Annotated in this window: 3 protein-coding genes and 3 pseudogenes; 2 read left to right on the top strand and 4 right to left on the bottom strand. The window is 70.1% G+C overall.

Annotated elements, in window-relative coordinates; all coding sequences use genetic code 11:
- Positions 1-454: 454 nt before the first annotated feature.
- A complete protein-coding gene (locus BX266_RS37745) occupies positions 455-12,001 on the bottom strand; it encodes a hypothetical protein (protein ID WP_143687156.1) in 11,547 nt (3,848 codons plus the stop codon).
- Between the two features lie 301 nt (positions 12,002-12,302).
- On the opposite strand from BX266_RS37745, the pseudogene BX266_RS37750 reads away from it, so the two are divergent.
- Positions 12,303-13,810 (top strand): annotated as a pseudogene (locus BX266_RS37750) (ISL3 family transposase).
- A gap of 68 nt (positions 13,811-13,878) precedes the next feature.
- Here BX266_RS37750 and BX266_RS37755 read toward each other — a convergent pair.
- A complete protein-coding gene (locus BX266_RS37755; RefSeq protein ID WP_399171337.1) occupies positions 13,879-15,165 on the bottom strand; it encodes an IS256 family transposase in 1,287 nt (428 codons plus the stop codon).
- A gap of 237 nt (positions 15,166-15,402) precedes the next feature.
- On the opposite strand from BX266_RS37755, the gene BX266_RS41045 reads away from it, so the two are divergent.
- A complete protein-coding gene (locus BX266_RS41045) occupies positions 15,403-22,632 on the top strand; it encodes a hypothetical protein (RefSeq protein ID WP_183096898.1) in 7,230 nt (2,409 codons plus the stop codon).
- A 1,627-nt stretch (positions 22,633-24,259) separates the two neighbouring features.
- Here BX266_RS41045 and BX266_RS37780 read toward each other — a convergent pair.
- A pseudogene (locus BX266_RS37780) lies at positions 24,260-24,838 on the bottom strand (IS3 family transposase); the annotation flags it as partial.
- A gap of 128 nt (positions 24,839-24,966) precedes the next feature.
- Positions 24,967-25,164: pseudogene (locus BX266_RS41435) on the bottom strand (transposase); the annotation flags it as partial.
- Between the last annotated feature and the right edge of the window lie 38 nt (positions 25,165-25,202).

The following is a 25,202-nucleotide window of genomic DNA, read 5'->3' on the forward strand; positions in this document are numbered from 1 at the left end:
ACGAGGCCGTAAGGACGATGCGATATCGACATAGTGCAACCAAATTACCTTGGCGATGAGCCACTTATCGCACTCTCAGTCAAATTTGGATAAGTCGGGCATACTGGATAATGCCTTGAGTCGGGGACTCTGCTGGCAAAGTCGGTGCCGCCTCGCGGGAAGATGAAGTCCAGTCATCTTGGCTGTGGAGGTTTGGTATTATGTCTTGCCGGTGGCGTCGAAATACCTGAAGTGACGGCTGCCTTGGTGCGCCAGGCCCACGTCCGAAGGCTATGGCAGTCACGCGTGCCCGTGATGCGCTGGGTGGGCTGTTCAGAGATCAGAACTTCCTGCTCGATAATCTGCGCGAGATCCTCGCGGAGCTGGGCCGTCCGGCGCTTTGACCCGCACCGGCCTGATCATGGACGATTGACCGGCATTGCGCTTTCAAGTTCAGTAAATATCGAGGAGAAATTCACCCGATCGGCTCGGTTCCATGGGAAATACATGACAGGTCCACACGCAACGCGTACCCATTCCTTTGGGTGTAGGAGAGAATCTTTTCGCGGTCCCGCTCTGCATCACTTTTCCATTCTTCCCAATAGGGAATTACCACCCTGTCGACGTCGCCCCAAGAAAGGTCGCCGTGGATCTGGGCTTCGAAGTATGTCGATGGGCGATACGATCCAGCCGAAATATGTTCTTTAAGATCCAAATCATAAGCAAATGATGTAGCTTCGGCGAATGCAAGGCGAACAACTTCGTCGCTACCGTAGGCCAATAGGGAATAGAGAGTTTCTGCGCCAGTTACTGCTCGTGCTCCGCGCGCCCCACTATCCAAGCTGTCGCTCGGCGTGAACGTTGATCGCGCCCTGACCTCCTGCTTCCAGGTGATTGCCATATTCCCAAATACACTGATTCCGTGAGGCTGAAACCTGGATAGTAGCGCTGCATACTTCGGCAAATCTCTCGGCTCCTTCGGTTTATTTTCCCCAGTTCCACCGCAAGCGACGCCCAGAGTCGCAGAGTATCCCATAGCCTTCTCGGCCGCGGCCCGGGCGTCCAGCGTACTGACCGCTTGGCTCGTACCGACCTCCCAGCGATTGCGAAATGCTCCTGCCGGATCGGCAAATAGAGCGTCGAGCCGGCTGGTACCCATGGTGGTGACCAGAAGCATTCCTGTTTGCAGGTGTTTATGTACCGTCCGCAGGAGCTGGTCCAAGTTCATAGCAGTATACGGTTGCCCCCATGACGCCTGGCGCAGTCGTTCTTTTGCGACCATCTGATCTTGCTTGACGAATTGGCGACAGCGCTTTTCAATAATGATCAACGCTGCTACCTGTGGTTCTCTAAGATGCGCCCAGGTCCGGGCTGGACGGGACCGCAGTTCGTCGAAAAGTGTCAGATCTTCGTTTATGCGTCGGACCTGCCGCTCCCACATCCGAACCAGGGAATTATCGATCGATCTAGCATTAGCGATTTCGCCTTGGAGGCGACTGGCTTCAGCCCTCGCTTCGGCCGCCGCACGCAGAGAGTCACGCGCCTGCAGCCATCGTGCTATTTGCAAGTCGCGGGCGCCTGGAACCATTTCCTGCGTCGCACCCTCAATGCCTACATTAGGCGCGGCCTCGTTTGCATCTCCGGGCAAACTGACGGGCATCGCAAGACCAAACCGTGGGTCAAGTCCGAGGCTGGCGAGTTCATCGTATATGTATAGCTTAAGCTCGGAAATCGCCCCCCAGCGAGGGCTCGCACTTGCGCTGATCTTGCTTTCTTCCCATTGGCTGATCGCGTCAATGACGTTCCGAAGTTGCTCCATGGTAGGGTTTTTGCCGGTCAATTTGGCTACTGCTAAATCCACCAGTTGAAGCTCAAGTGACCGCGTGGCGAGTGGGCCGATCCGGGACCTCTTTAGCCAATCGGATATGACGTCCGGCACTTTGCCTTCTGTTTCGCGTATCCCTTCCGCTATCGTACGGTCGCTTCCTATTGCAGCGCCAGCAGGAACAGCCGCCTTGCTCTTATTCAGGCTGGCCTGCGTTTCCGCCGGATCTCGAGTAAGTCGGTCAATGGAGTTGAACATTCCGCGATCTGTGGCGCTGTCAACACCGGAGGTCACACGCGAGGAGCCCGCTCCGCTACCAACCACAGTGGATATGAGGCCTGCCCCGGTGGCTTGACGGTCGGTGTCCTTGCCAACCAAGTCCGTAGCCCTGCCACCAGCCTCGGTCCAAGGTCTGGGGGTTCCGCCAGGGAGGTCCGTACTGTAGCGGGTGGCAGTAGCGACACGGATGGAAATCACGGCGTGTGCGGCTTCGGGGTCGACGTAGAGGGCGTAGGCCGTCACCCCTGCGAGAAGTGCCCTGCGCCGGAGTTCGGCCTGCGTGACGGGATCGGTCCCGGCGAGCAGATCCGGCCCGGACAGCAGCGGACGGATCAGCCTCCACGCATCCGTCACCAGGCCGTCCGCCTCATCCTCACTCACCAGCGACATGAGATGCTCCCGCACCCGCCCGGGATCCCCCTCATCCCACACCGGATGCGCCTTCCCCTTCCCCTTCCCCTTCCCCTTCCCCGAGGCCACTGGGTCCTCGGCACCCTCCTCCGCCCGGAGCCAGGCGTCGAGATACCCACTGAAAACCCCACCGGCCTCCCCGTCCCAGGCCCCGCGGGCGCCCATGACAGCCTCCGGCCCCCCACCGACACCCCTTCCCGCCGGACTCAGCTGCGAAGTATCGCTTCCCGACAGCATGGCGAACACGCGCTCGGCGACTGCCGAGCCGGACCTGTCGGCGGGGTTACGAACGGGCGGGGCCGGGTTCACGGCGGAGCCGGCCGAAACGGTTCCCCTTGCCGCGCCCCGCACGCCCACGTCGCCCGCCGCGCCACTCCCGGCCGCGTTGCCGCTCCGGCTGCCGGATGGTCCCGCGCCTTCGCTCTGCGTGACAGGGGTGGTCGTCGGGCCGGTCGTGGACGCCCCGCTCGTGCCCACGTGTCGCTGCTCCGGCTTCTTCGCTCCGCCGAGCATTCGGATCTGCCCGGTGTCCGAATCCGTCACCGCGGCCAAGCCCGCCCAGGCTTGGATTTCCTGCAGCAGCACCCACGGGTCGATGTCGTGAACGTTGAGGGCGTTTTCGGCGTCGTTCCAGGCGTTGGTGAGGCGGTCGACGTCGGTCTCGCCGTTGCTGAGGGCGTTGGTGTAGTCGTCGAAGGCCTGCTGCCAGCGTGCCCAGGCCTGGTGCCGGGCAGATCCCTCCGGAGTGGAGACAGACCCCAGGCGGCGCTCGAGTATGGGCGTGAGACCGGGGTGCTGGTTGCCGGCAAGAGCGGGTGCGCCGCCGCCCGCAGCGGGAGCGTCGGGTCGTCGGGGGGCCTTCGGGTCGGGGATTGGGGGGGTGTCGACGGAGTGCCGGAATTGCCAGAGGTCGGTGTCGGCCGGTGCGGAGGCGGGCCCGGTGGTAGGGGGGTCGGGGTCGATTCCGAGGCCGAGTAGTAAGTCGTGCAAGGTGGCGTCGGTGCCCATGGCGGTGTCGGTCGTGGCCGTGGGGTTGTCCAGGTCCATGGCAGGGTCGACGGTGGCCGTAAAGTTGTCGGTGCCCATGACGGCGTCGGTGTCGGGTTCCGGGTGGGTGGGAGGTTGGAGGGCCATCCAGTGGCGCTCGTAGTTATTGACGAGGGTGACGGAGGGTCCGGTGGTTGGGGGGAAGTGGGGGCGGGCGAGGGTTTCGAGTGCGCCGTCGGGGTCGAGTCGTCTCAGGTCGATGCCGAAGACGAGGCGGGCGAGGTAGGGAGTGATGTCTCCTGCGCGGTCGTGCCAGTTCCGGGGGGTGGCGATGGCGTCGGCGATGCCGGCGCGGACGGCGTCGGCGTGGGCTTCGTCGGGAAGACGGGGGTTGGTCCATGCCATGCCTTCGAGGACGGGGAACTGGCTTTCTTCGAGGGCGTTCCACAGCGGGCGTTGGGGGCCGGTCGGGTGGGCGAGTTCCGCTCTCAGACGGTTGGCGAGGTGGGTGCGCAGGCCGAGGGGGGTGGGGGCAATCCCTCGTGCGGTGAAGGTCTGGGCCGGGGCGGCCGCGAGGAGTGCGTGGTAGAAGCAGTCCCCGTCGCCGGGCGGGTTGTAGAGGGTCTGCCCGGAGCTTGACAGGTATTGGTTCTGCGCCTGGGTCAGCCGGGGGTGCGCGGCGGGGACATGCCCGGTGCCGCCCGCGGGCGGCACCGGGGTGGGGCGGGCCGCTAGGGTGCCCGGGCCCGCAGCGGTGGTGTCGGTCTGCCGGTGCGGGGGCGGGGGGTTCCCGGTCGTGGGCGCGGTCGCGGTCGTGGTGGTGGTTCTGCGGCGTTTGGCAGGCCGTCCCGGCGTTCCGCCGGCGGGTGCCTGGGGTTGGCGGTGGGCGGTGGGGGGTTTCTGGCCTGTCGGGTGCTGTGAAGTTTCCCCGACCGAGCGTGCGATTTCGAGCGCTTTCCTTCCGGGTTTGATGCCCACCATGGCCAGGACCTCCGCCGTGGGCCCGGGGGCTTTCAGGAACTCCCCGACGGTCTCGGCTGGCACTCTGCCGAAGCGCTCGTGGCCGTCAAAGTAGCCACCCAGAGGAAACTCTTGCCCGTAGGCGGTGGTGAATGTCCCGCCCTCGCCAGGGGCCGGCAGCCCGGCGCTGCCCGCGGCAATGTGGTCCAGCAGAGCCAGTAGCGCCTCCAGGGACGGGACCTGCACCACTCCGATCGACGGCATGCCCGCCGCGTGCAGCGCCGCCAGCGTCTCCAGCGACACCGCAGCCCTGCCCCGGCCGACGTTGTAGAACCACCGGCCGGTGACAGCGGCGCCGTCGGCGTCGGCCTCCGCCACCGTCTCCACTTGCTTGGGCATGAGGCCGGTGCGGCCGGGGGCCGCCGCCTGCCAGGCCTGCAGGGCCTCCACCGCCCGCACCTGCTCGGTGCGCGTGCGGGGAGGGGGCGCTGGCAGGCCCAGCCTCCCGGCCGCGCCGGCGGCTCCGCCCAGCTCCCGGTACTGGGCGGTGCTGAGCGTGGCATCGCCGGCCCGGACGGCCTGCCAGTAGTCCCGCAGATTCTGCGGCTGCCTGTACGCGTCTTCGAAGGCGGGTCCCTCGTCGGGCTCCGTGGCGTCCGGGTTGTCCTCTGCCCAATCGGCCAGGGCCCGCACGAACTCCTCCGATGCGTGCACCCGTCCGGGCCCGGTCCGCTGCAGGCCCGCCGCGTGCAGCGCCGCCCACGTCTCCCGCGACACGCACGCCAGGCCCCGGCCGACGTTGTAGAACCATTGACCGGTGACGGCGGAGCCCTCCGCGCCCTTCGGCGCCACCACCTCTCGCTCCCCGGGCATGCGGCCGGTGCGGCCGGGGTCCGCCGCCTGCCAGGCCTGCAGGGCCTCCACCGCCCGCACCTGGTCGGCACGCGTGCGAGGGGCTGGCAGGCCCAGCCTCCCAGCCGCGCCGGCGGCTCCGCCCAGCTCCCGGTACTGGGCGGTGCTGAGCGTGGCATCGCCGGCCCGGACGGCCTGCCAGTAGTCCCGCAGATTCTGCGGCTGCCTGTACGCGTCTTCGAAGGCGGGTCCCTCGTCGGGCTCCGTGGCGTCCGGGTTGTCCTCTGCCCAATCGGCCAGGGCCCGCACGAACTCCTCCGATGCGTGCACCCGTACGGGCCCGGTCCGCTGCAGGCCCGCCGCGTGCAGCGCCGCCCACGTCTCCCGCGACACCCACGTCATGCCCCGGCCGACGTTGTAGAACCACCGGCCGGTGACAGCGGCGCCGTCGGCGTCGGCCTCCGCCACCGTCTCCGGTAGCTTGGGCATGAGGCCGGTGCGGCCGGGGGCCGCCGCCTGCCAGGCCTGCAGGGCCTCCACCGCCCGCACCTGCTCGGTGCGCGTGCGGGGAGGGGGCGCTGGCAGGCCCAGCCTCCCGGCCGCGCCGGCGGCTCCGCCCAGCTCCCGGTACTGGGCGGTGCTGAGCGTGGCATCGCCGGCCCGGACGGCCTGCCAGTAGTCCCGCAGATTCTGCGGCTGCCTGTACGCGTCTTCGAAGGCGGGTCCCTCGTCGGGCTCCGTGGCGTCCGGGTTGTCCTCTGCCCAATCGGCCAGGGCCCGCACGAACTCCTCCGATGCGTGCACCCGTACGGGCCCGGTCCGCTGCAGGCCCGCCGCGTGCAGCGCCGCCCACGTCTCCCGCGACACCCACGTCATGCCCCGGCCGACGTCGTAGAACCACCGGCCGGTGACAGCGGCGCCGTCGGCGTCGGCCTCCGCCACCGTCTCCTGTCGCCTGGGCATGCGGCCGGGGGCCGCCGCCTGCCAGGCCTGCAGGGCCTCCACCGCCCGCACCTGCTCCGTGCGCGTGCGGGGAGGGGGCGCTGGCAGGCCCAGCCTCCCGGCCGCGCCGGCAGTCGCAGCAGCGGCCTTCTTCGTCCTCAGGGCCTCTTCCACGACTCTCCCGGTGCGTTCGGGATCGTGGTTGAGGCCGCGGGCGATATTGAGGAACACCATGAACACGGATCGCTGGAGGTCCTGGCTCAAGTTGGAGGGCACCGGCGCGATCTGGTTGACCAACGTATGCGCTTGACCGACCAATCGCCGGGCCTCCGCAACGTTCCCCACCTCGGCCGCCAGGCGGTCGAACAATCGCTGCACCTGGGCCGGCCCGGCTACGAACGTGGAGTCCCCGCCCACCGGCCCGTCACTACCGGCATCCCATACCGGGCCATACACCGCTCGCCCGGACTCACTGCGCCTCCATCCACCGAGATACCCCCTGAGCGCAGCGATGAAATCTCCCGGTCCGCCGCCACCTTCCGCGGCAGCACTGGGCCCAGCAGTCGCAACCCCACCGTCCTGAACCCCGGCTGCGGGGATCGGGTTCGCCGGATGCGGATTGCTCGTTCCCCAGTGGGGCTGGTAGAGGCTCTCCGTCTGGCTGACCGTCAGGGTCTGCCCGACGGCGGTCGGCAGGTCCGCCGCATTGAGGGTCTCCTCGGTGGCAATGGCAGTGCCGGCCGCGTCGGTGACCGGAACGCCCGGAACGGCGGGGGCCGTGGTGGTCGGTGAGGGGGTGAAGAAGCTTCCGCCCGTTTCCCGGGCCGGGTGGGGGTGGTTGTTCGGGCCTGCGGAGGTCTCCTGATCCGCTGCCGCCTGGTTGAGCATCTGGATCATTTCGGCGTCGTGCGACGACCTCGCTGCCGGGGATTCGGCCAAAGTCCGAAGGAGGTCCTCTTGTGTGCGGAGCCAGTCGAGTGTCGCTGCTGAGGCGTCGGCGCCGTTCACTACCCGTGCGAGTGCGGGAACGGCGACGAGCGCCGTCCACAACAGGCTGCCGTCGCCCTTGTCGTAGGCCCGGTCCTCGGCGAGGTCGGGGTGGCGAGCCACGAGCCTGTCCAGCGTGTCGTGGTGCATCGTCAGTTCGGAGGTGTCCGCGAGGGTGGTGGCGGTGCCCTCGAGGATGCTGAACCAGTCGGTCAGGGCGTCGGGGTGGCCGGGGGCCGTCTGCCCGCCGGCGCCACCCACCTCCTGACCGACGACCGGACCACCCGCAACTGCGTAGCCAGTGGTGGTCCGTGCGCCGGTGATCTCCCCCGCGCCGCCGGGGTCCGCACCGCTGGACGATCCCGCACCCTCCCGCGTGCCCGGGCCGGTGGACGACCCCGCCACAGGCTCGACCGGAGCGAGCATGCCGGCAGGATGCGGCTCGCTCCAACCCTTCTGGTAATGCTCGAAGAGGTCTCTCACCTGCCCGGTCGTCAGGACTGCTGCGTGGTCGGACGGGAGATCCGCCAGCACCGCCACGAAGAGCTGAAACCGCAACGGCGGGCGGGGTGCGAAGATCTGGCGAACGAAATCATCGCGGGTTTCCTGCTCCGTCTCCCGAAACCAGGCGGCAAACGCCGGCACTCGGACCAGTGCCACGCCCAACACGGTCCGGTTCTCCAAGGAATCGAGAAGGCGCGGGAAGGCCTCCAGGGTCGGGGCCAGTTCGCTCCAGCGGGAAACGCCGGGAAGACCGTCTCGGACGGAGCGCCTATCCGCGTTCAGGTCTTCCTTGGTGGGCATGGGCGTGGTGCGGGCGTCTGCCGGGAGCGTGCTGAGAACGATGGCGAATCTCCCGAGCTCCCGGTGTATCCGGGCGCGCGTCAGAGCGGCGGCCTCGTCCTTCGGGAGCCCATTGACCCAACCGACCAGAGAATGTCGGTTGAATGTGCTGAACCAGCGGACGCGCTCCAGGGTGACGTTGCCGGCGGTGGTGAGGAACTCGGCGAACGCCCGGGACCTGCGCGCCGCTTCCCACAGCGAACTACTTTGGCTGGCTGCTCTGCTCAGCTGGGGGTGGGCCTCGAGAAGGTCGGCGAGGTGCTCGATCCCGTCCACCCCGCGGTGGGCGAGCAGGGCGGCACGGTCACTCCTGTTAAGGGCTCCGGCGGCCTGGTTGCGCAGGGCTCCGCCGTTGACGCTGCCGGTGACGGTCGTGCGGGCGGTGTCGGTCGTGGTGTCTTCGGTCCTAGTGGTGGCGTGGAGTGCGAGGAGGTTGTGGGCGGTGTCGGGATCGGTGTGGAGGGCGTAAGCGGTCACCGCGGCCAGCCGGGAGCGCCGCCGCAGCATCTCGCGCGTCGACGGATCGGCCGCGATGACCACACTGGGCCCCTTCTGGGGCAGAACGTTCTGCAACAGCGACGTCCACGCCTCGCCCACAAGCCCCTCGGCCCGCTCCTGACCCACCAGCGACACAAGATGGGCGTGTATACGCTCGGGATCCTCCTCGTCCCACACCGGATGCCCCCTCCTCTTCCCCACTGCAACATCCCCGGACGCACCACCCGCAACGACCGCACCCTCACCGGCCGCGCCCTCACCCCTCATACCGTCCCCGGTCGAATCATCCCCGGGGCCGTCGGTCGCTGTTGTGGTGCTGGCGGCTGCCGTGTCGTCGGTGTTCTCCGCCGGCCGCTCCGTACGCTTCTTCCCAGCCTCCGCCCAGCCCTTCAGGACAGCACCGAACAACCCGCTTACATCACCACCGTCACCGGCCAGTGAGCCGGCAACGAACGGCTCCCGCAGCTCCGCGACGTCCGACCGCGAAGAATCGTCCCGAGACAGCACGGTGAACACCCGCCGGGCAACCGTCGGACCGACCCGACCGTCCGCAGTGCGATCCGACCCCACACCACTCGTGACAGAGCCCGCAACTCCGGCCTCGACTGCGACCGAGCTTCGGCCACCGGACCGATCCGAACCTGGGCTTTGCCCGGCCGTTACATCGATGTCGGGTGAGAGCGCGAACTCCTCCTCGTCGCGGGTGTCGAAGTCGTCGTCAGAACCGTCGCCGGAGCCGAGTTCGGGGACGGGGTCCGCGTCGATGACGTCTTCGTCGAGGACGTCCTCGCGGCGCACGCGTTGCTGTGCGTCGAACTCCTCCCGCGAGGCGTGCCTCCGGGCTGTCGTCGTCCCGGCGTTCTCCCCCGGGTCCGATTCCACTGCTGGCGCAGGTTGCGGCGCGGGCAGGGTGATGCCAGCCGGGCCGGGAGTGTCTTCGCCGGTGGTCTCGATCCGCGCGGGGGCGCCGGCTGCGGGGCCTGTGCCGTTGAGCGCGGCCAGGACACGGTCGGCCGCGGTCGAGGACTGCACGCCACGGGGCCGGGCGCTCCCCTCGCCGCCTCCGCCGGCCTCAGCCGCGGTCCCCGGCACGACGAGGCCGTCGACGACGACACGCCCGGCGTCCGAACCCGCGGCTTCGGCGCCCGAGGCTTCGGCGCCCGAGGCTTCGGCGCCCGCGGGTCGGGGGCCGGAGGTGACGGGGCCGGAGGCGACCGCGCGCGGCCCGGGTGCCGTCCGGGCCGCGCTCTGCAGGACAGGATCGCCGACCGACCGCGTGCCGCCGGTGGCGCCGTCGGCCGCAACACCCTCGACCGACTGCACCCCGGGAGCGGCCGCCGCCGGCGCGGCACTCCGTGCCTGCGGCCCGTTCTGCCCGGCCACCTCCTGCCCGACCAGGTCCGGCCCGGACCCGACCACGACCGCTCCCCGCGGAGCACTCCGGTCCCCGACAACGGGAACAGCGCTCCCGACAGGGATGCCGGCGGTGGTCACGGGAGCAGTGCCGCTCACCGCCGGGCCCGTCCCCGCGGCAGCAAGGCCGGTGCCGGCGGTGCCGGGGGTGGTCACGGGAGCGGTGCCGCTCGCCGTCGGATCCGTGCCCGCGGCAGCAAGGCCGGTGCCGGCGGTGCCGGCTGTGGTGAGGAGGGCGGTGCGGCTCGCCGTCGGATCCGTCCCTGCGGCAGCAAGGTCGGTGAGGGCGGTGCCGGGGGTGGTCACGGGAGCGGTGCCGCTCGCCGTCGGATCCGTGCCCGCGGCAGCAAGGCCGGTGCCGGCGGTGCCGGCTGTGGTGAGGAGGGCGGCGCCGCCCTTCGCCGGACCCGACCCCGCCACGGTGAGGGGCTGGGGTGTCGTGTCCGTGGCGTGGGTCGCGCCATCGCCGGCCCGGCCGAGCGCACCCGTGGGAGCGGCGTGCTGCATCACAGGACCGGACGGGGCGGCGTCGACCGGCACACCCACACGGCCCGCGTACTCCACGCCGGCGACCGCGGCAGGCACAGCGACGGCGGCGGCGGTGCCGCGAGCGCCAGCAGCGGCCGGGGCGCGCGTGTCCTCCGAATCGGGGACGGAAACATCCGCGGTCGCGGTCGCGGTCGCGGTCGTGGGTCGTGGCAGCGCGGCAGACGCGGGCAGCGAACTCGCGGACTGCCGCGCGACAGGCTGCGGCCCCTGCCCGGAAGCGTGCCCGTCACGGAAAGCCGCACGCGTGTCACCGGAGTCCGCAGCCGAAGCACCCGCGGCCGCGGGCCGGGCAAGCCCCACCGCCGCTGCAACCGCGGTGTCGCGTTCCCGCACCTCCTGCGTCCCGCCGCGCGTCGCCGACGTGTCGTCGACACCGATCGCCCGGTCCGACCGCGCAGCCCCCCGCGTGCCCACCGCACCCGCATCCGCTGTGCTCCCCGCCGCACCGAACGCGGTGACGAGCCCCGGCAGCGAGGCCGGGCCCGTCGCGAGCGCCGCACCCGCAGCGGGAAGCCCGTTCAGGTGGGCCTCAAGACCCTCGAGGCCGTGCCCCTTGTCGAGGCCCAGGACGCCCTTCGCCCACTGCGCGCCCTCGAAGACGAAAAGCTCAAAGACACTGCTCACCCCCGAACCCGCGAAACCCACCGGACTGAACCCCCCGCCGACCACCGCCGCAACCGCCGCGCTCTCCAACAAGGCCTCGGTGACCGCGTTCGACCCCACACTCCACGGATGGCTGCGCCCCAACCCGGTCTTCGCCCCCACCGCCTTCGCGAAAGCCGACCCCGACACCACCGAAAGCGCCGGCTTGTGCAAACCCCCGATGAACGCACCCATCGCACCCGACCTGGCGATACCCCTCCAGTCGTACCCGCGCCGACGAAACCCGCTCGGCGCCCCGTCGATCATGAACGTCTGCGCCGCGAAACTCGTCAACGACTCCGACAACGCCTCCAACGCCGCCGCCGCACCCAACCGCCCCACCCGAGTCAACCGCACCAGCCGCACCAGCAACCGCACCCGCGCCCGCGCCATCAACAACGCCCGCTGCACACCCGCCCACGCCGGGAAGAACGGCTCCAACATCTCCAGAACCACAAGCTCCACGAAAAGCTGCACCAGCTCCGCGACCAACTCGACCTTGCCCTCGAAGATCTGCGACGCCGTACCACGCTGAACCCCCGACACCGACGACACCTGCCCCCGCACCCCGCGCAGCAGACCCCCGCCACCATCCGTGAACTGCCCCATCGCCCGCACGAACTGCTCACGCGTCTCCGAAGGCAAATGCCGCGCCGCACCACGCACCGCATCATCGACATCCGCCTCGAAATCCCGGACCATCGACGCGATCCGAGCCAAACCCTCCGACGACTCCAACGCCAACGACGCACTCGCCTGCGGAAAAAACGACCCCGTCAACACAAACATCAAAACATCCAACACCGAGCCACGCCCCACCACCGGCTCAGCCACCACCACACACCACCCCCCACACCCACCCCAGCCGAAAACACCCCACCAGCCAACCAGCCCACCAGCCCAACCCTGCACGTCTAAACAGGTGTCAGAAACAGCCGCACGATCCCCCACCGGGGTACATCACCTACGGACACCAGACCCTGCCCGAACGAACACAAAGAAACCCGTCCGGGCCTGCAAAAAAGACGGCTCTGGGGTCTGTCCGGTGAATGGCTCTGTCCCGTAATCGGTGGTGACGAGGTGTGACGGTCGTCGTTGGCATGGTGTGCGTGATGTCAACAAGCTTGTGGGCGTGGTGTTTTCGGGCCTGTCAGCCTTGGTCGTCGAGGGTGTGGCGGACGAGGGCGAGGTCATCCGGGTGTCGGCGCGGACGCGGGACAATCCGGTGCCGTGCCCGGCGTCGGGCGGCCGTCGGGGCGGGTGCACGGCTTCCACGGCCGGAGGGTCGCGGACGTCCCGGTCGACGGGCGGAGGGTCGTGGTGTCGGTGCGGCTGCGGCGGCTGGTGTGCCCAGTGCTCGGCTGCTCGCGGCAGACGTTCCGCGAGCAGGTCCCCGGCGTCGTGGAGCGCTACCAGCGCCGCACCAGACGACTTTCCGACCAACTCGGTGCCGTGGTCGAGGAGTTAGCGGGCCGGGCGGGTGCCCGCCTCTCTCGCGCGCTGACGTGCGCAATCTCCCGCTCGACCGCCCTTCGTCTACTGATGCGCCAGACGCTGCCGCCCCGTCGCGTCCCGCGCGTGCTCGGCGTCGACGACTTCGCCCTCAAGCGCCGGCACCGCTACGCGACCGTGCTCATCGACGCCGAGACCGGCGAGCGGATCGACGTCCTGCCCGGCCGCACCACCCAGGCCCTGACCGCGTGGCTGCACGAGCACCCCGGGATCGAGGTGGTCTGCCGGGACGGATCCGGCTGCTACGGAGAGGCGATCCGCCAGGCCCTGCCCGAAGCGGTGCAGGTCAGCGACAGATGGCACCTCTGGTCGAACCTGTGCCACAGGGTCTTGGCCGAGGTCCGCTCCCACGCCGCCTGCTGGGCCACCGCCGTGAACCCCGTCCGACCCGGTGGCATCCGCGAGCAGACCACCCGCGAGCGGTGGCACAAGGTCCACGACCTGCTCGGCCAGGGCGTCGGCCTGCTCGAATGCGCCCGCAGACTCGACGTCGCCCTGAACACCGTCAAGCGGTACTCCCGCATGAAGGAGCCCACTGGCGATCACCGCGCGCCTCGCTACCAGCCCACGCTCGTCGACCCCTACCGCGACCACCTGCGCGCCCGCAGGGCCGAGGACCCCGCAGTGCCGGTCACCCACCTCCTGCGCGAGATCAAGGAACTCGGCTATACCGGCAGCGCGAACCTGCTGGTCCGCTACCTCACCCAAGGCCGCGCCGAGGGCGACAGGCCCGTCACCACGCCGAAGCACTTCGCCCGCCTCCTGCTCACCCGCCCCGAGAACCTCCGCGACAAGGACACCTCACTCCTGCAGGAACTCGTCCAGACCTGCCCCGAGATGGCCGAACTCGCATGCCTCACGCACGAGTTCGCCACGCTGCTGGCACCGGCCGAGGGCAACGCCGCAAAGCTCACCGACTGGATCACCAAGGTCCGCACCGCCGACCTTCCCCAGCTGCACTCCTTCGCCAACGGTCTCGAACTCGACCGCACCGCCGTCAATGCCGGACTCACCCTCCCCTACAGCAACGGCCGCACCGAGGGCGTCAACACCCGAACCAAACGGATCATGCGGCAGATGCACGGCCGAGCCGGCTTCCCTCTGCTCCGCCACCGAATCCTCCTCCCGTGATCACCACACAGCGTCACCACCGATTACGGGACAGAGCCAAATGAACGGTGTAACTCGGGTGGGTTGAGTTAGCGGCGGCCGATGGAGAGTCGGCCGTCGGAGGCGATCTCGAAGGCGTTGAGTGCGGCCTTCCAGCGGGTCGTCCAGCGTTTGCGGCCGGCTCCGGTCGGGTCGAGCGATATGATTGCCCTGTAGACGCACTTCAGGGCCGCCTGCTCGTTCGGGAAGTGCCCGCGCGAGCGGACGGCTTTGCGGATCCGGGCGTTCACCGACTCGATCGCGTTCGTGGTGCAGATGACCCGGCGGACCTCGGCGTCGAAGCTCAGGAAGGGCACGAACTCGGCCCAGGCGTTCTCCCAGAGCCGCACGATCGCCGGATACTTCCTGCCCCATGCCTCGGAGAACTCCACGAACCGCTCGAGTGCGGCGTCCTCGGTCGGCGCCGTGTAGACGGGCTTGAGCGTCTTGGAGATCTTGTCCCAGTCCTGCCGGGCCGCGTAGCGGAACGAGGCCCGGATCAGGTGGACGATGCAGGTCTGGGTGACGGCCTGCGGCCAGACCGCGGCGATGGCGTCCGGCAGGGCCTTGAGGCCGTCGCAGACGACCATGCAGACGTCCGCGACGCCGCGGTTCTTGATCTCGGTCAGCACGTGCAGCCAGTACTTGGCGCCCTCGCCGCCGTCACCGGCCCAGAGCCCGAGGATCTCGCGGGTGCCCTCGACGGTGACCGCGAGGGCGACGTAGATCGGCCGGTTGGCGACCTGGCCGTCGCGGAGCTTCACGTGCACGCAGTCGATGAACACCACCGGATAGACCGGGTCGAGGGGCCGGTTCTGCCACTCGGTCATGCCTTCGATCACCTGGTCGGTAATGGTGGAGATGGTCTGCTTCGACACGTCCGCGCCGTAGACGTCGGCCAGGTGCGCGGAGATCTCACCGTGCGTCAGGCCGCGGGCGGACAGCGACAGCACCATCTCGTCGACGCCGGACAGGCGCCGCTGACGCTTGCGGACCAGTTGCGGCTCGAACGAGCCCTCCCTGTCCCGGGGGACGTCGATCTCGACCGGGCCGACCTCGGTCAGCACGGTCTTCGACCGGACGCCGTTGCGCGAGTTCCCGCTGCCGGCCCCGGCCGGGTCGTGCTTCTCGTAGCCGAGGTGATCCGTCATCTCGCCTTCGAGCGCGGACTCCAGGAGCTTCTTCGTCAGCTGCTGGAGCAGACCTCCGGCGCCGGTGAGCTGCAGCCCGCTCGCGCGGGCCCGGTCGACCAACTGCCCGATCAACTGGTCGCCCAAGGCGTCCGACTGCAACTCCACCGGCCGCACGGCCTCCACGGCCTCAGCCGAGACGGTCACGTCTGTCATCAGGTGCTACTTCCTTGATCGGGAGTTACACCGTTCCTTTACAGACCCCGAAGACCGGGCGGTTCACCCCTTTGTGTTCGTTCGGGCAGGGTCTGGTGTCCGTAGGTGATGTACCCCGGTCGGGGATCGTGGGGCCGTTCCTGACATTTGTTCTGGTGTGCAGGGTTGTGTTGGTGGGTTGGTGGGGGTGTTTTCGGCTGGGGTGGGTGTGGGGGGTGGTGTGTGGTGGTGGCTGAGCCGGTGGTGGGGCGTGGCTCGGTGTTGGATGTTTTGATGTTTGTGTTGACGGGGTCGTTTTTTCCGCAGGCGAGTGCGTCGTTGGCGTTGGAGTCGTCGGAGGGTCTGGCGCGGGTCGGGGCGTTGATCCGGGATTTCGAGGCGGATGTCGATGATGCGGTGCGTAATGCGGCGCGGCATTTGCCTTCGGAGACGCGTGAGCAGTTCGTGCGGGCGATGGGGCAGTTCACGGATGGTGGCGGGGGTCTGCTGCGCGGGGTGCGGGGGCAGGTGTCGTCGGTGTCGGGGGTTCAGCGTGGTACGGCGTCGCAGATCTTCGAGGGCAAGGTCGAGTTGGTCGCGGAGCTGGTGCAGCTTTTCGTGGAGCTTGTGGTTCTGGAGATGTTGGAGCCGTTCTTCCCGGCGTGGGCGGGTGTGCAGCGGGCGTTGTTGATGGCGCGGGCGCGGGTGCGGTTGCTGGTGCGGCTGGTGCGGTTGACGCGGGTGGGGCGGTTGGGTGCGGCGGCGGCGTTGGAGGCGTTGTCGGAGTCGTTGACGAGTTTCGCGGCGCAGACGTTCATGATCGACGGGGCGCCGAGCGGGTTTCGTCGGCGCGGGTACGACTGGAGGGGTATCGCCAGGTCGGGTGCGATGGGCGCGTTCATCGGGGGTTTGCACAAGCCGGCGCTTTCGGTGGTGTCGGGGTCGGCTTTCGCGAAGGCGGTGGGGGCGAAGACCGGGTTGGGGCGCAGCCATCCGTGGAGTGTGGGGTCGAACGCGGTCACCGAGGCCTTGTTGGAGAGCGCGGCGGTTGCGGCGGTGGTCGGCGGGGGGTTCAGTCCGGTGGGTTTCGCGGGTTCGGGGGTGAGCAGTGTCTTTGAGCATTTCGTCTTCGAGGGCGCCCAGTGGGCGAAGGGCGTCCTGGGCCTCGACAAGGGGCACGGCCTCGAGGGTCTTGAGGCCCACCTGAACGGGCTTCCCGCTGCGGGTGCGGCGCTCGCGACGGGCCCGGCCTCGCTGCCGGGGCTCGTCACCGCGTTCGGTGCGGCGGACAGTGCGGCCGATGGCGACATGTCGGCGGCCCACGGCGAGCGGCATGAGACGCGCACGGTGCAGGAACGCGACACCGCGGTTGCAGCGGCGGTGGGGCTTGCCCGGCCCACGACCTCGGCCGCGGGTGCTTCGGCCGCGGGTGCTTCGGCTGCGGACTCCGGTGACACGCGTGCGGCTTTCCGTGACGGGCACGCTTCCGGGCAGGGGCCGCAGCCTGTCGCCCGGCAGTCCGCGAGTTCGCTGCCCGCGTCTGCCGCGCTGCCACGACCCACGACCACGACCGCGGCCGCGGATGCTTCCGGTGACACGCGCGCCCCGGCGGCTGCTGGTACTCGCGCCGCCGCCGTTGTGCCTGCCGCGGTCGCCGGCGTGGTGCACGTGGGCGGTGTGGGTGTGCCGGTCGACGCCGCCGGGTCGGCGACGGCGTCGTCGCGGGCGGCGGCCGCGGCCGCGGCGGGCCCGGTGTCGGGCGGCGCCGCCCCGTCCGGTCCTGCGATGCAGCACGCCGCTCCCACGGGTGCGCTCGGCCGGGCCGGCGATGGCGCGACCCACGGCACGGACACGACACCCCAGCCCCTCACCGTGGCGGGGTCGGGTCCGGCGAAGGGCGGCGCCGCCCTGCTCACCACAGCCGCCCCCGCCCCCGCAACCGCTGGGACGGATCCGACGGCGAGCGGCACTGCTCCCGTGACCACCGCCGGCACCGCCTTCACCGGCCTTGCTGCCGCTGGGACGGGTCCGGCGGTGAGCGGTACCGCTTCCGTGGTCGGCCCCGCCGGCATCCCTGTCCCTGTCGGGAGCGCTGTTCCCGTTGTCGGGGACCGGAGTGCTCCGCGGGGAGCGGTCGTGGTCGGCCCCGGGCCGGACCTGGTTGGGCAGGAGGTGGCCGGGCAGAACGGGCCGCAGGCACGGGGTGCCGCGCCGGCGGCGGCCGCTCCCGGGGTGCAGTCGGTCGAGGGTGTTGCGGCCGACGGCGCCACCGGCGGCATGCGGTCGGTCGGCGATCCTGTCCTGCAGAGCGCGGCCCGGACGGCACCCGGCCCCCAATCTTCGGGCGCCGAGGCCTCGGGTGCCGTCGCTTCGGGTTCGGACGCCGGGCGTGTCGTCGTCGACGGCCTCGTCGTGCCGGGGACCGCGGCTGAGGCCGGCGGAGGCGGCGAGGGGAGCGCCCGGCGCCGTGACGTGCAGTCCTCGACCGCGGCCGACCGTGTCCTGGCCGCGCTCAACGGCACAGACCCCGCAGCCGGCGCCCCCGTGCGGATCGAGACCACCGGTGAGGACGCACCCGCCTCTGGCGCCTCCGAGGTGGTCATGGGTACGGGTGGCGTGCCGGCGTCGGCGGGATCCGGGGATGCGTCGGATGCGTCGGTGGGGTCGTCGTCCGTTGTCCGGCCCCGGCTGGAGGGGGAGGTTCCCGCCGAGGAGGAGGAGGAGGAGGTTCCGGCCGGGGAGGGGGGGGTTCCGGTCGGGGGGGATGTTCCGCAGCCCGGCATTGGCAGTGCCGGTGGTGTGGATGGCGGGGAGGCTGGGGTTCTTGTTGGTGTGGAGGCCTTGGTGGGGGTGCTCGTCGGGTCGCGGATGGGGGAGTTCGGGGATGCCGAGGGGTTGTGGCGGGGTCTGCGGGAGATGGCGGGGGCCTCTCGTGCGGAGCGGCTTCTTGTCGAGGCGTATGCCGAGTTGCGTCCTTTCCTGGAGCGGCCTCTGTTGATGGGGGTCGAGCACGGTGGGACGCTGCGGGTCCGCCGGAGTGTGGCGTTGAAGGTCGCGTACGGGCTGTGGTGGGATCCGGAGCAGGTCCGGGCGGGTCTGGCCGCGCTGCCGGGCCGTGTGACAGGACCGTCCGGTCTGCCCGGCGGCGTGGAGCCGGGTGGGGCGGTCGGCGCCCAAGGCCGGCGCGCGGGTGCCGCTGCCGGGCCGTGGGATGTCGCCGAGAGCGCGGCGGCGCCGGGGGTGGAAGCCGTGGAGCTGGAACAGCTCGTCCAGACTCATAGCGGCCTGGTGCTGGACCAGGCGGGTGGCACCCTGCTGTGGCAGGCCTTCGAGAACAGCCCCGCGCTGGTACGGGTGATGACCGCTGCCGCGCCGCATGAACTGTTCAAGATGCGGGGCAGGACCATCCTGCTGGGCATGCTGACCTCCGAGGGAGCTGCCGAAGAGGACGACGACGGGATGAGGGAATTCCTGACCCGGTACCAGGTTCTGGACCCGGTAGAGGGTGTGGAGACGGGCCCGGATGCCATGGAGGAGGAGGCCGCTTTCGAACTGGATCACCTCCTGGACGCCCACGCTAGCCTTAAATCGGACGAGGCGGGTGGCACTGCGCTGTGGCGGGCCTTCGAGAACAGCCGCGCGCTGGTACGGGTGATGTTGGATGCCTCGCCGCAGGAGATGTCCGTGTTGCGGCGGGACAGTGAACAGTTGCTGGGCATGCCGGGCTTCGCGCAAGCGGCGTCGGCGGACAACGATGCCGCGGTGAGGGCCTTCCTGACCTTGCACGGAGTTCTGGGCGCCGGGGCGGGCAGGGTGTCCGTCGCCCCGTGGGGTGAGGGTTCCTGGTCGCTTCCGGGTGGTCTCCGGTCTGGATCCGGGGATGCGTCGGATGCGTCGGTGGGGTCGTCGTCCGTTGTCCGGCCCCGGCTGGAGGGGGAGGTTCCCGCCGAGGAGGAGGAGGAGGAGGAGGTTCCGGCCGGGGAGGGGGAGGTTCCGGTCGGGGGGGATGTTCCGCAGCCCGGCATTGGCAGTGCCGGTGGTGTGGATGGCGGGGAGGCTGGGGTTCTTGCTGGTGTGGAGGCCTTGGTGGGGGTGCTCGTCGGGTCGCGGATGGGGGAGGTCGGGGATGCCGAGGGGTTGTGGCGGGGTCTGCGGGAGATGGCGGGGGCCTCTCGTGCGGAGCGGCTTCTTGTCGAGGCGTATGCCGAGTTGCGTCCTTTCCTGGAGCGGCCTCTGTTGATGGGTGTCGAGCACGGTGGGACGCTGCGGGTCCGCCGGAGTGTGGCGTTGAAGGTCGCGTACGGGCTGTGGTGGGATCCGGAGCAGGTCCGGGCGGGTCTGGCCGCGCTGCCGGGCCGCAGGTTCGGGCGTGCCGTGCTCCCGGGGGGCGCCAAGAAACGCAGACGCGGGGAGGACACCGGGCAGGACACGGCGGGGGCGGGGTCGTCCCGTGGGGAAGGGGCGGGCACGGGCGTCGATGCGCGTTCGGCGGGGCGTTCGACGCGATCGGCCGCTGTTGCGGAGGAGGAACACGCCGAGCTGATGGGAGGGCCGCTGGGCCCGGACGACGATCTGTTCGGCGACGACGACCAGGCCGACGGCCTGCTGTTGTCCGCGTTCACCCCTTCCGCGCCCGGTCTTGCCCTGCCCGGCCCTGGTCTTGCTCTGCCGGGGTCGGGTGTTGGGTTCGTGTCGGGGGCGGCCGGTGCTGCCGGTGCTGGTGGGGTGGATGCGGTGGTGCCGGTGGTGCCGGTGGGGCCGGAGTTGTCGGTGGGGGTGTGGGGGTGGTCGGGGCCGGGGTCGGGGGTAGAGGGTCATCGTCCGCCGGCGGGTTTCAATTTCCGGCTCGGGGGGTTTTATCACGCGCTGGAGCGGGAGCGGCTGTTCGGGTTGCTGGAGGTGCTGCTGGTACCCGGGCGGGGGCCGTGGACGGACGAGCTGGTCCTGGGGCTCCCGCAGGCCCGGGGTCTGACACCGCTGGAGCTGGCGGATCTGCGTCATGCCTATACCGCGGGGCTGGCGCGGCAGACGCTCGGGGTGCTGGGGGGGTTGCCCGGGCGGGAGGAGGAGGGGTGGTGGCTGGAGCGGGCGGTGGAGGCGTTCCAGATGTTCGGGTCGTTGGACCGGTTGGACGCCGGGCCGCTGGTCCTGCCCAGGCAGGACTACGGGGTGGACCTGCAGGGCTGGCTGGGCGCGGTCGCCGACGGCCGTGTCCCGGGCAGTGCGGAGTTGCACCGTGCGCTGACCCGTCTGGGGGCCCGTATCGAGGCGGATCCGCAGCCGCCCGACGCCCGGGGCGCGATGTTCCTGGACACCGGTTTGAGGGTGGCGGAGGTCGTCGAATGGCTCGGGAGCCACGGGGGCGCCGATGCCGTGCGCCTCTTCCCCCGCGGGGTCCCGGGCGAGGCCCTGCAGCGGGTGCAGACCGGGCAGGCCGCGGTGCCCCCGGCGGTGTATGCCAGGCTGCGCGCCGCGGGACTGCCTCCCGAGTCCCAGATCCGTTTCACCGACTACGCCACGCCATCGTCCACCGGCCGGGCCCAGATCAACCACGTCGTGGCCGCCCGGGCGCTGCACGCCTGGTATGCCGCCGGCTCGGGCCGCGCCGGCGAACTCCCGCCCCAGGCCGAGGTGGTGCGGCCGGCCGACGCCGGCCACGACCGGATCACCGGGCACTGGTACCACGACGTCAGCAGGGGCAAGACCGCGGTGACGTGGGAGACGGTGGAGGCGCTGCACCAGGCCGGCATGCCCGACACCAGCCGCATCCTCGGCCAGGACAAGGAGGTGCGGGTGCACGAGTACAGGCTCGTCGCGTCGGAGGAGTTCGTCGGCGCGTTGATCGAGCGCTTCCGCGAGCTGCCGGACGGTGTCGAGGACCTGCCGGCCGACGCGGCCTTCCACGACGCCCACAACCACTCCACCAAGCTCGCCCCCTACCTCGAGGGACTGCGCGCAGGGAGGATCGTGCCCTCCACGGTGCAGTACCGGAGGCTGAAGGAGGCGGGCCTGGCCGAACGCCTGAACCTGCCCGCACCCCCCGGCCGAAACGAGATCAACCCGGTCGTGGCCGCCCGGGCGCTGCACGCCTGGTACACCGCCAACCCCGGTCATGCCGGCAAACTCCCGTTCCCGGACGCGGTAATGCGGCCGGGCGACGCCGACCACGACCCCATCCTCGGGCACTGGTACCACAACGTCAGCAGGGGCGAGACCGCGGTGACGTGGGAGACGCTGGAGGCGCTGCACCAGGCCGGCATGCCCGACACCAGCCTCATCCGCGGCCAGGACAAGGAGGTGCGGCGGAAGCACGAGTACAAGATCATCCCGTCGGAGGAGTTCGTCACCGCGCTGATCGACTGCTTCCGCGAGCTGCCGGACGGTGCGGGTGTCGAGGACCTGCCGGCCGACGCGGCCTTCCGCGACGCCCACAACCACTCCACCAAGTTCGCTTCCTACCTCGAGGGACTGCGCAGACTCAAGGTCCTGCCCTCCGTGGCCGTGGCGCAGTACCGGAGGCTGGAGAAGGAGGGCCTGGCCGAACGCCTGGACCTGCCCGAACCCGAGGGCAAAAGCCAGATCGACCCGGTCGTGGCCGTCGGGGCGCTGGACGCCTGGTATGCCGCCGGGTCGGGCCGCGCCGGCAAACTCCCAGTCAGGACCGAGGTGGTGCGGCCGGCCGACGCCGACCACGACCGGATCACCGGGCGCTGGTACTACAACGTCAGGACGGGCATGACCGCGGTGACGCGGGAGACGGTGGAGGCGCTGCACCAGGCCGGCATGCCCGGCGCCAGCCTCACCAAGGGCCGCGGTCAGGGTGGGGAGCCGCGGGGGCACGCGTACAAGTTCGTCCCGTCGAGGGAGGCGTTGCTGGCTCTGGCGGATTACCTCGCGACCCCGCGCGATGGCGGCGGGGACGCGGTGGCCGGGTCGGTGGCGCCGCTGCCCGGCCCGGGGAGGGCGGCTTCTTCACCGACGCCCACAACCAGAAGTTCCCCCTGGGCGGCTACTTCGACAACCACCGGAAGGACCAGAAACCCCGCCCCCAGGACATCCTGGAACTCCTCGACCTCGGCGAGCCCGGCATGGCCGTCGTCCGAGCACTGGACATCCAACTCACCAAGCCACAGCAACGCCACGCCACTAAGACCGCACAAGCGAAAGCAGGGGCCGGAACAGGGAAGACGAAAGCGAAAGCGAAGACCGGGACGGCCGGGAAGGCGGGGACGGCCGGGAAGGCGGGGACGGCCGGGAAGGCGAAGGCGGGGAAGGCGGGGGCTGCCCGGCGGGCAGCGGTCACCGACGTCGGCACGGGCGCCGTGGTCGTGGCCGGTGCCGGAGCGGAGGGCCCGGCGGCCAAGCGCCGCCGGACCGCACCGACACGAGCGCCGGCCGGGGCGGGAGGCGGCCCGCTGCCGGGCTGGAGCCGCTACCTCAACGAGGAGCAGATCGCCTACCTGTCACAGCACGGGCTGACCCCCTACAGCCCTCCCGGTGACGGGGACTGCTTCTACCACGCCCTGCTGTCCCTGACACCAGAGACGTTCACCGCGGTGGACCCCTCCCTGACCAGCCCGCAGGCCCTGCGCGCCCACATGGCCGAGGTACTGCGCGCGGAACTGGACAACCCACCGGGCGACCGCCCCCTGTGGGACGCCCTCGAGGACCCCGTGATCCCCCTGCACCAGCAATTCGTCGGCATCGCCGACCAGGACCCACAGGAGACCGCCCGACGACGCGCACAGGTGATCGCCGAGATCTCCGCCGCCGGCAGCTGGAACAACGACACCGCCGGCGCCACCCCCTACCTCTTCCGCCTCCACTTCAACCTCGACCTGCACATACTCCACTCCAACGGCACCACCGCCCCCCTCCTCGACGACCCCGACGGCCGATTCCCCCCACCCACCGGCCCCACACACACCCTCGTCCTCAGCCAAAACCACTGGCTCGCCCTCACCCCCAACCCCACCACCAGCAGCACGAACCACACCACCACCGCGAACCCCGACACAAACCACACCACCAGCACCAACCACACCACCGGCACGAACCAGACCCCGAGAAACGACCCACCCACCCCACCAACACCAGCAGCAGCACCCCGCAACGGAACGACACGGCCCGGGACCACCGACGACCACGACACCGCACACCCCCCGCACACCACAGACACCCTGCACACCACAGACACCCTGCACACCACCGACGCCATGGACACCACAGACGCCGACGACCCCACCCACCCGCAAAACATCGACGCCCTCCTGCGCCTGCTGGAAACCCTCCCCGCCCTCGACACACCAGAGCAGACCGCACCGGACAACCCCCCCGACCCGCTCATCGGGACGTTCGGCCCACTCGGGATGCTCGACCCGAGCGACCCGCTCGGGATGCTCGGCATGTCCGACCCGCAGACCGCACCGGACAACCCCCCCGACCCGCTCATCGGGACGTTCGGCCCACTCGGGATGCTCGACCCGAGCGACCCGCTCGGGATGTCCGACATGTTCGGGCGATCCTGGGCGCTCCCCGCACCGGACGATACCCACAACCCACTCGACCCGTTCGACCTCCTCGGGGCGTCCGGGGCCAGGGCTTGGGCCCGGGCGAACGGGGACTGGTCCCGGTTCGCGGGCCGGCTCGACCACCCGGCGGACATCACGGACACGGCAGCAACGGGCCTCGGCGACGCCCTCATGGACATCGACCCGAAATCGAGCCCCGGAACAGGCCCGGACCACGACCCCTCCCCACACACCACCTTCTTGTCCCAAACCGGACGAAACGCCTACAACATCCTGTCCGGACAACCCCCGGCACACAACAACCCCCACCACCCCCCGCGAAACACCCAACCCCCTCCCCCCACCGACACACGACCACAACAACGAACATGATGGACCTCACCGGCCCGACAAGCCCGCCCAATCCGTCCGGCACGATCCCCACGGAACCGATGAACACCGACACGGGCCAGCCCCCTCAGACCGTCTCGGCCGGAGCTACCCGATCCTTGCGGGATCCGGTGCGAGAAGACTGACAGTCGTGCGAGTCCGCGACGGACCCGACCGATGCCGAGGCCCCGACGTCAACGAGCCGCTCAGTGTAGCGAATTGACACATATTGGCTTCCCCTGTCGCTGTGATGGGTCAGGCCGGAGCCCTTCTTGATGCCCCGCCGCCACAGGGCCATTTCCAGCGCGTCCAGGGGCAGATCGGTTGCGCGTGTGGGTGGCGGGCTGCCATCCGACGATCATTCGCGAGTGCGCGTCCAGCACGAACGCCACGTAGACCCAGCCGGCCCAGGTCCTCACGTAGGTCAGGTCGGCCACCCACAGCTGGTTCGGCCGGTGGGCGGTGAAGGAGCGGTTGACCAGGTCCGGCGGCCTGGGAGCGGCCGGTTCGGGGACGGTGGTGCGGCGGCGCCGGCTGCGTATGACACCTTCGACGCCGTCCTCGCGCATCAGCCGCTCCACCGTACAGCGGGCCGTATGGATGCCCTCGCGCCGCAGCTGGCGGTGGACCCGCCTGACCCCGTAGGTTTCCCCGGAGTCCTCGTGGACGGCGCGGATCCGCTCCAGCAGTACCTCGTCCCGCACCGATCGGGCGGAACGCGGCCGGGGGCGGCGGGCGTAGTATGCGGAGACGGACAAATCAAGTTCCCGGCACATGGGCTCGACCCCGAAAGCCTTCGCGCCGGTGGTCGATCACCGCGTCGGCTTCGTGCGGGGCTGGTCGAGCTCCTTCGCGAAAAACACGGAGGCGGCCTTGAGGATCTCCACCGACCGAGCTCGGAGTTCTCCTTGCGGAGTTGCGCAATCTCGGCCTTCTCGGCGCTCGTCAGCAGGTCGGACCGGTCGCCCTGGTCGGCCTCGGCCTGGCGCGCCCAGTTACGCAGGGCCTCCTTATGAATGCCCAGGTCACGGGCCACGTGCGCGACCGGACGCCCGGAGGATCGGACCTCGCGGACCGCACGCTCGCGAAGCTCGTCGGGGTACTTACTGATCGTTTCAGAATGAGTTTGGTTCTGGGGATTGGCAGTTG

The sequence above is a fragment of the Streptomyces sp. TLI_171 genome, assembly GCF_003610255.1.
In the GTDB taxonomy this organism is placed as follows: Bacteria; Actinomycetota; Actinomycetes; order Streptomycetales; family Streptomycetaceae; genus Kitasatospora.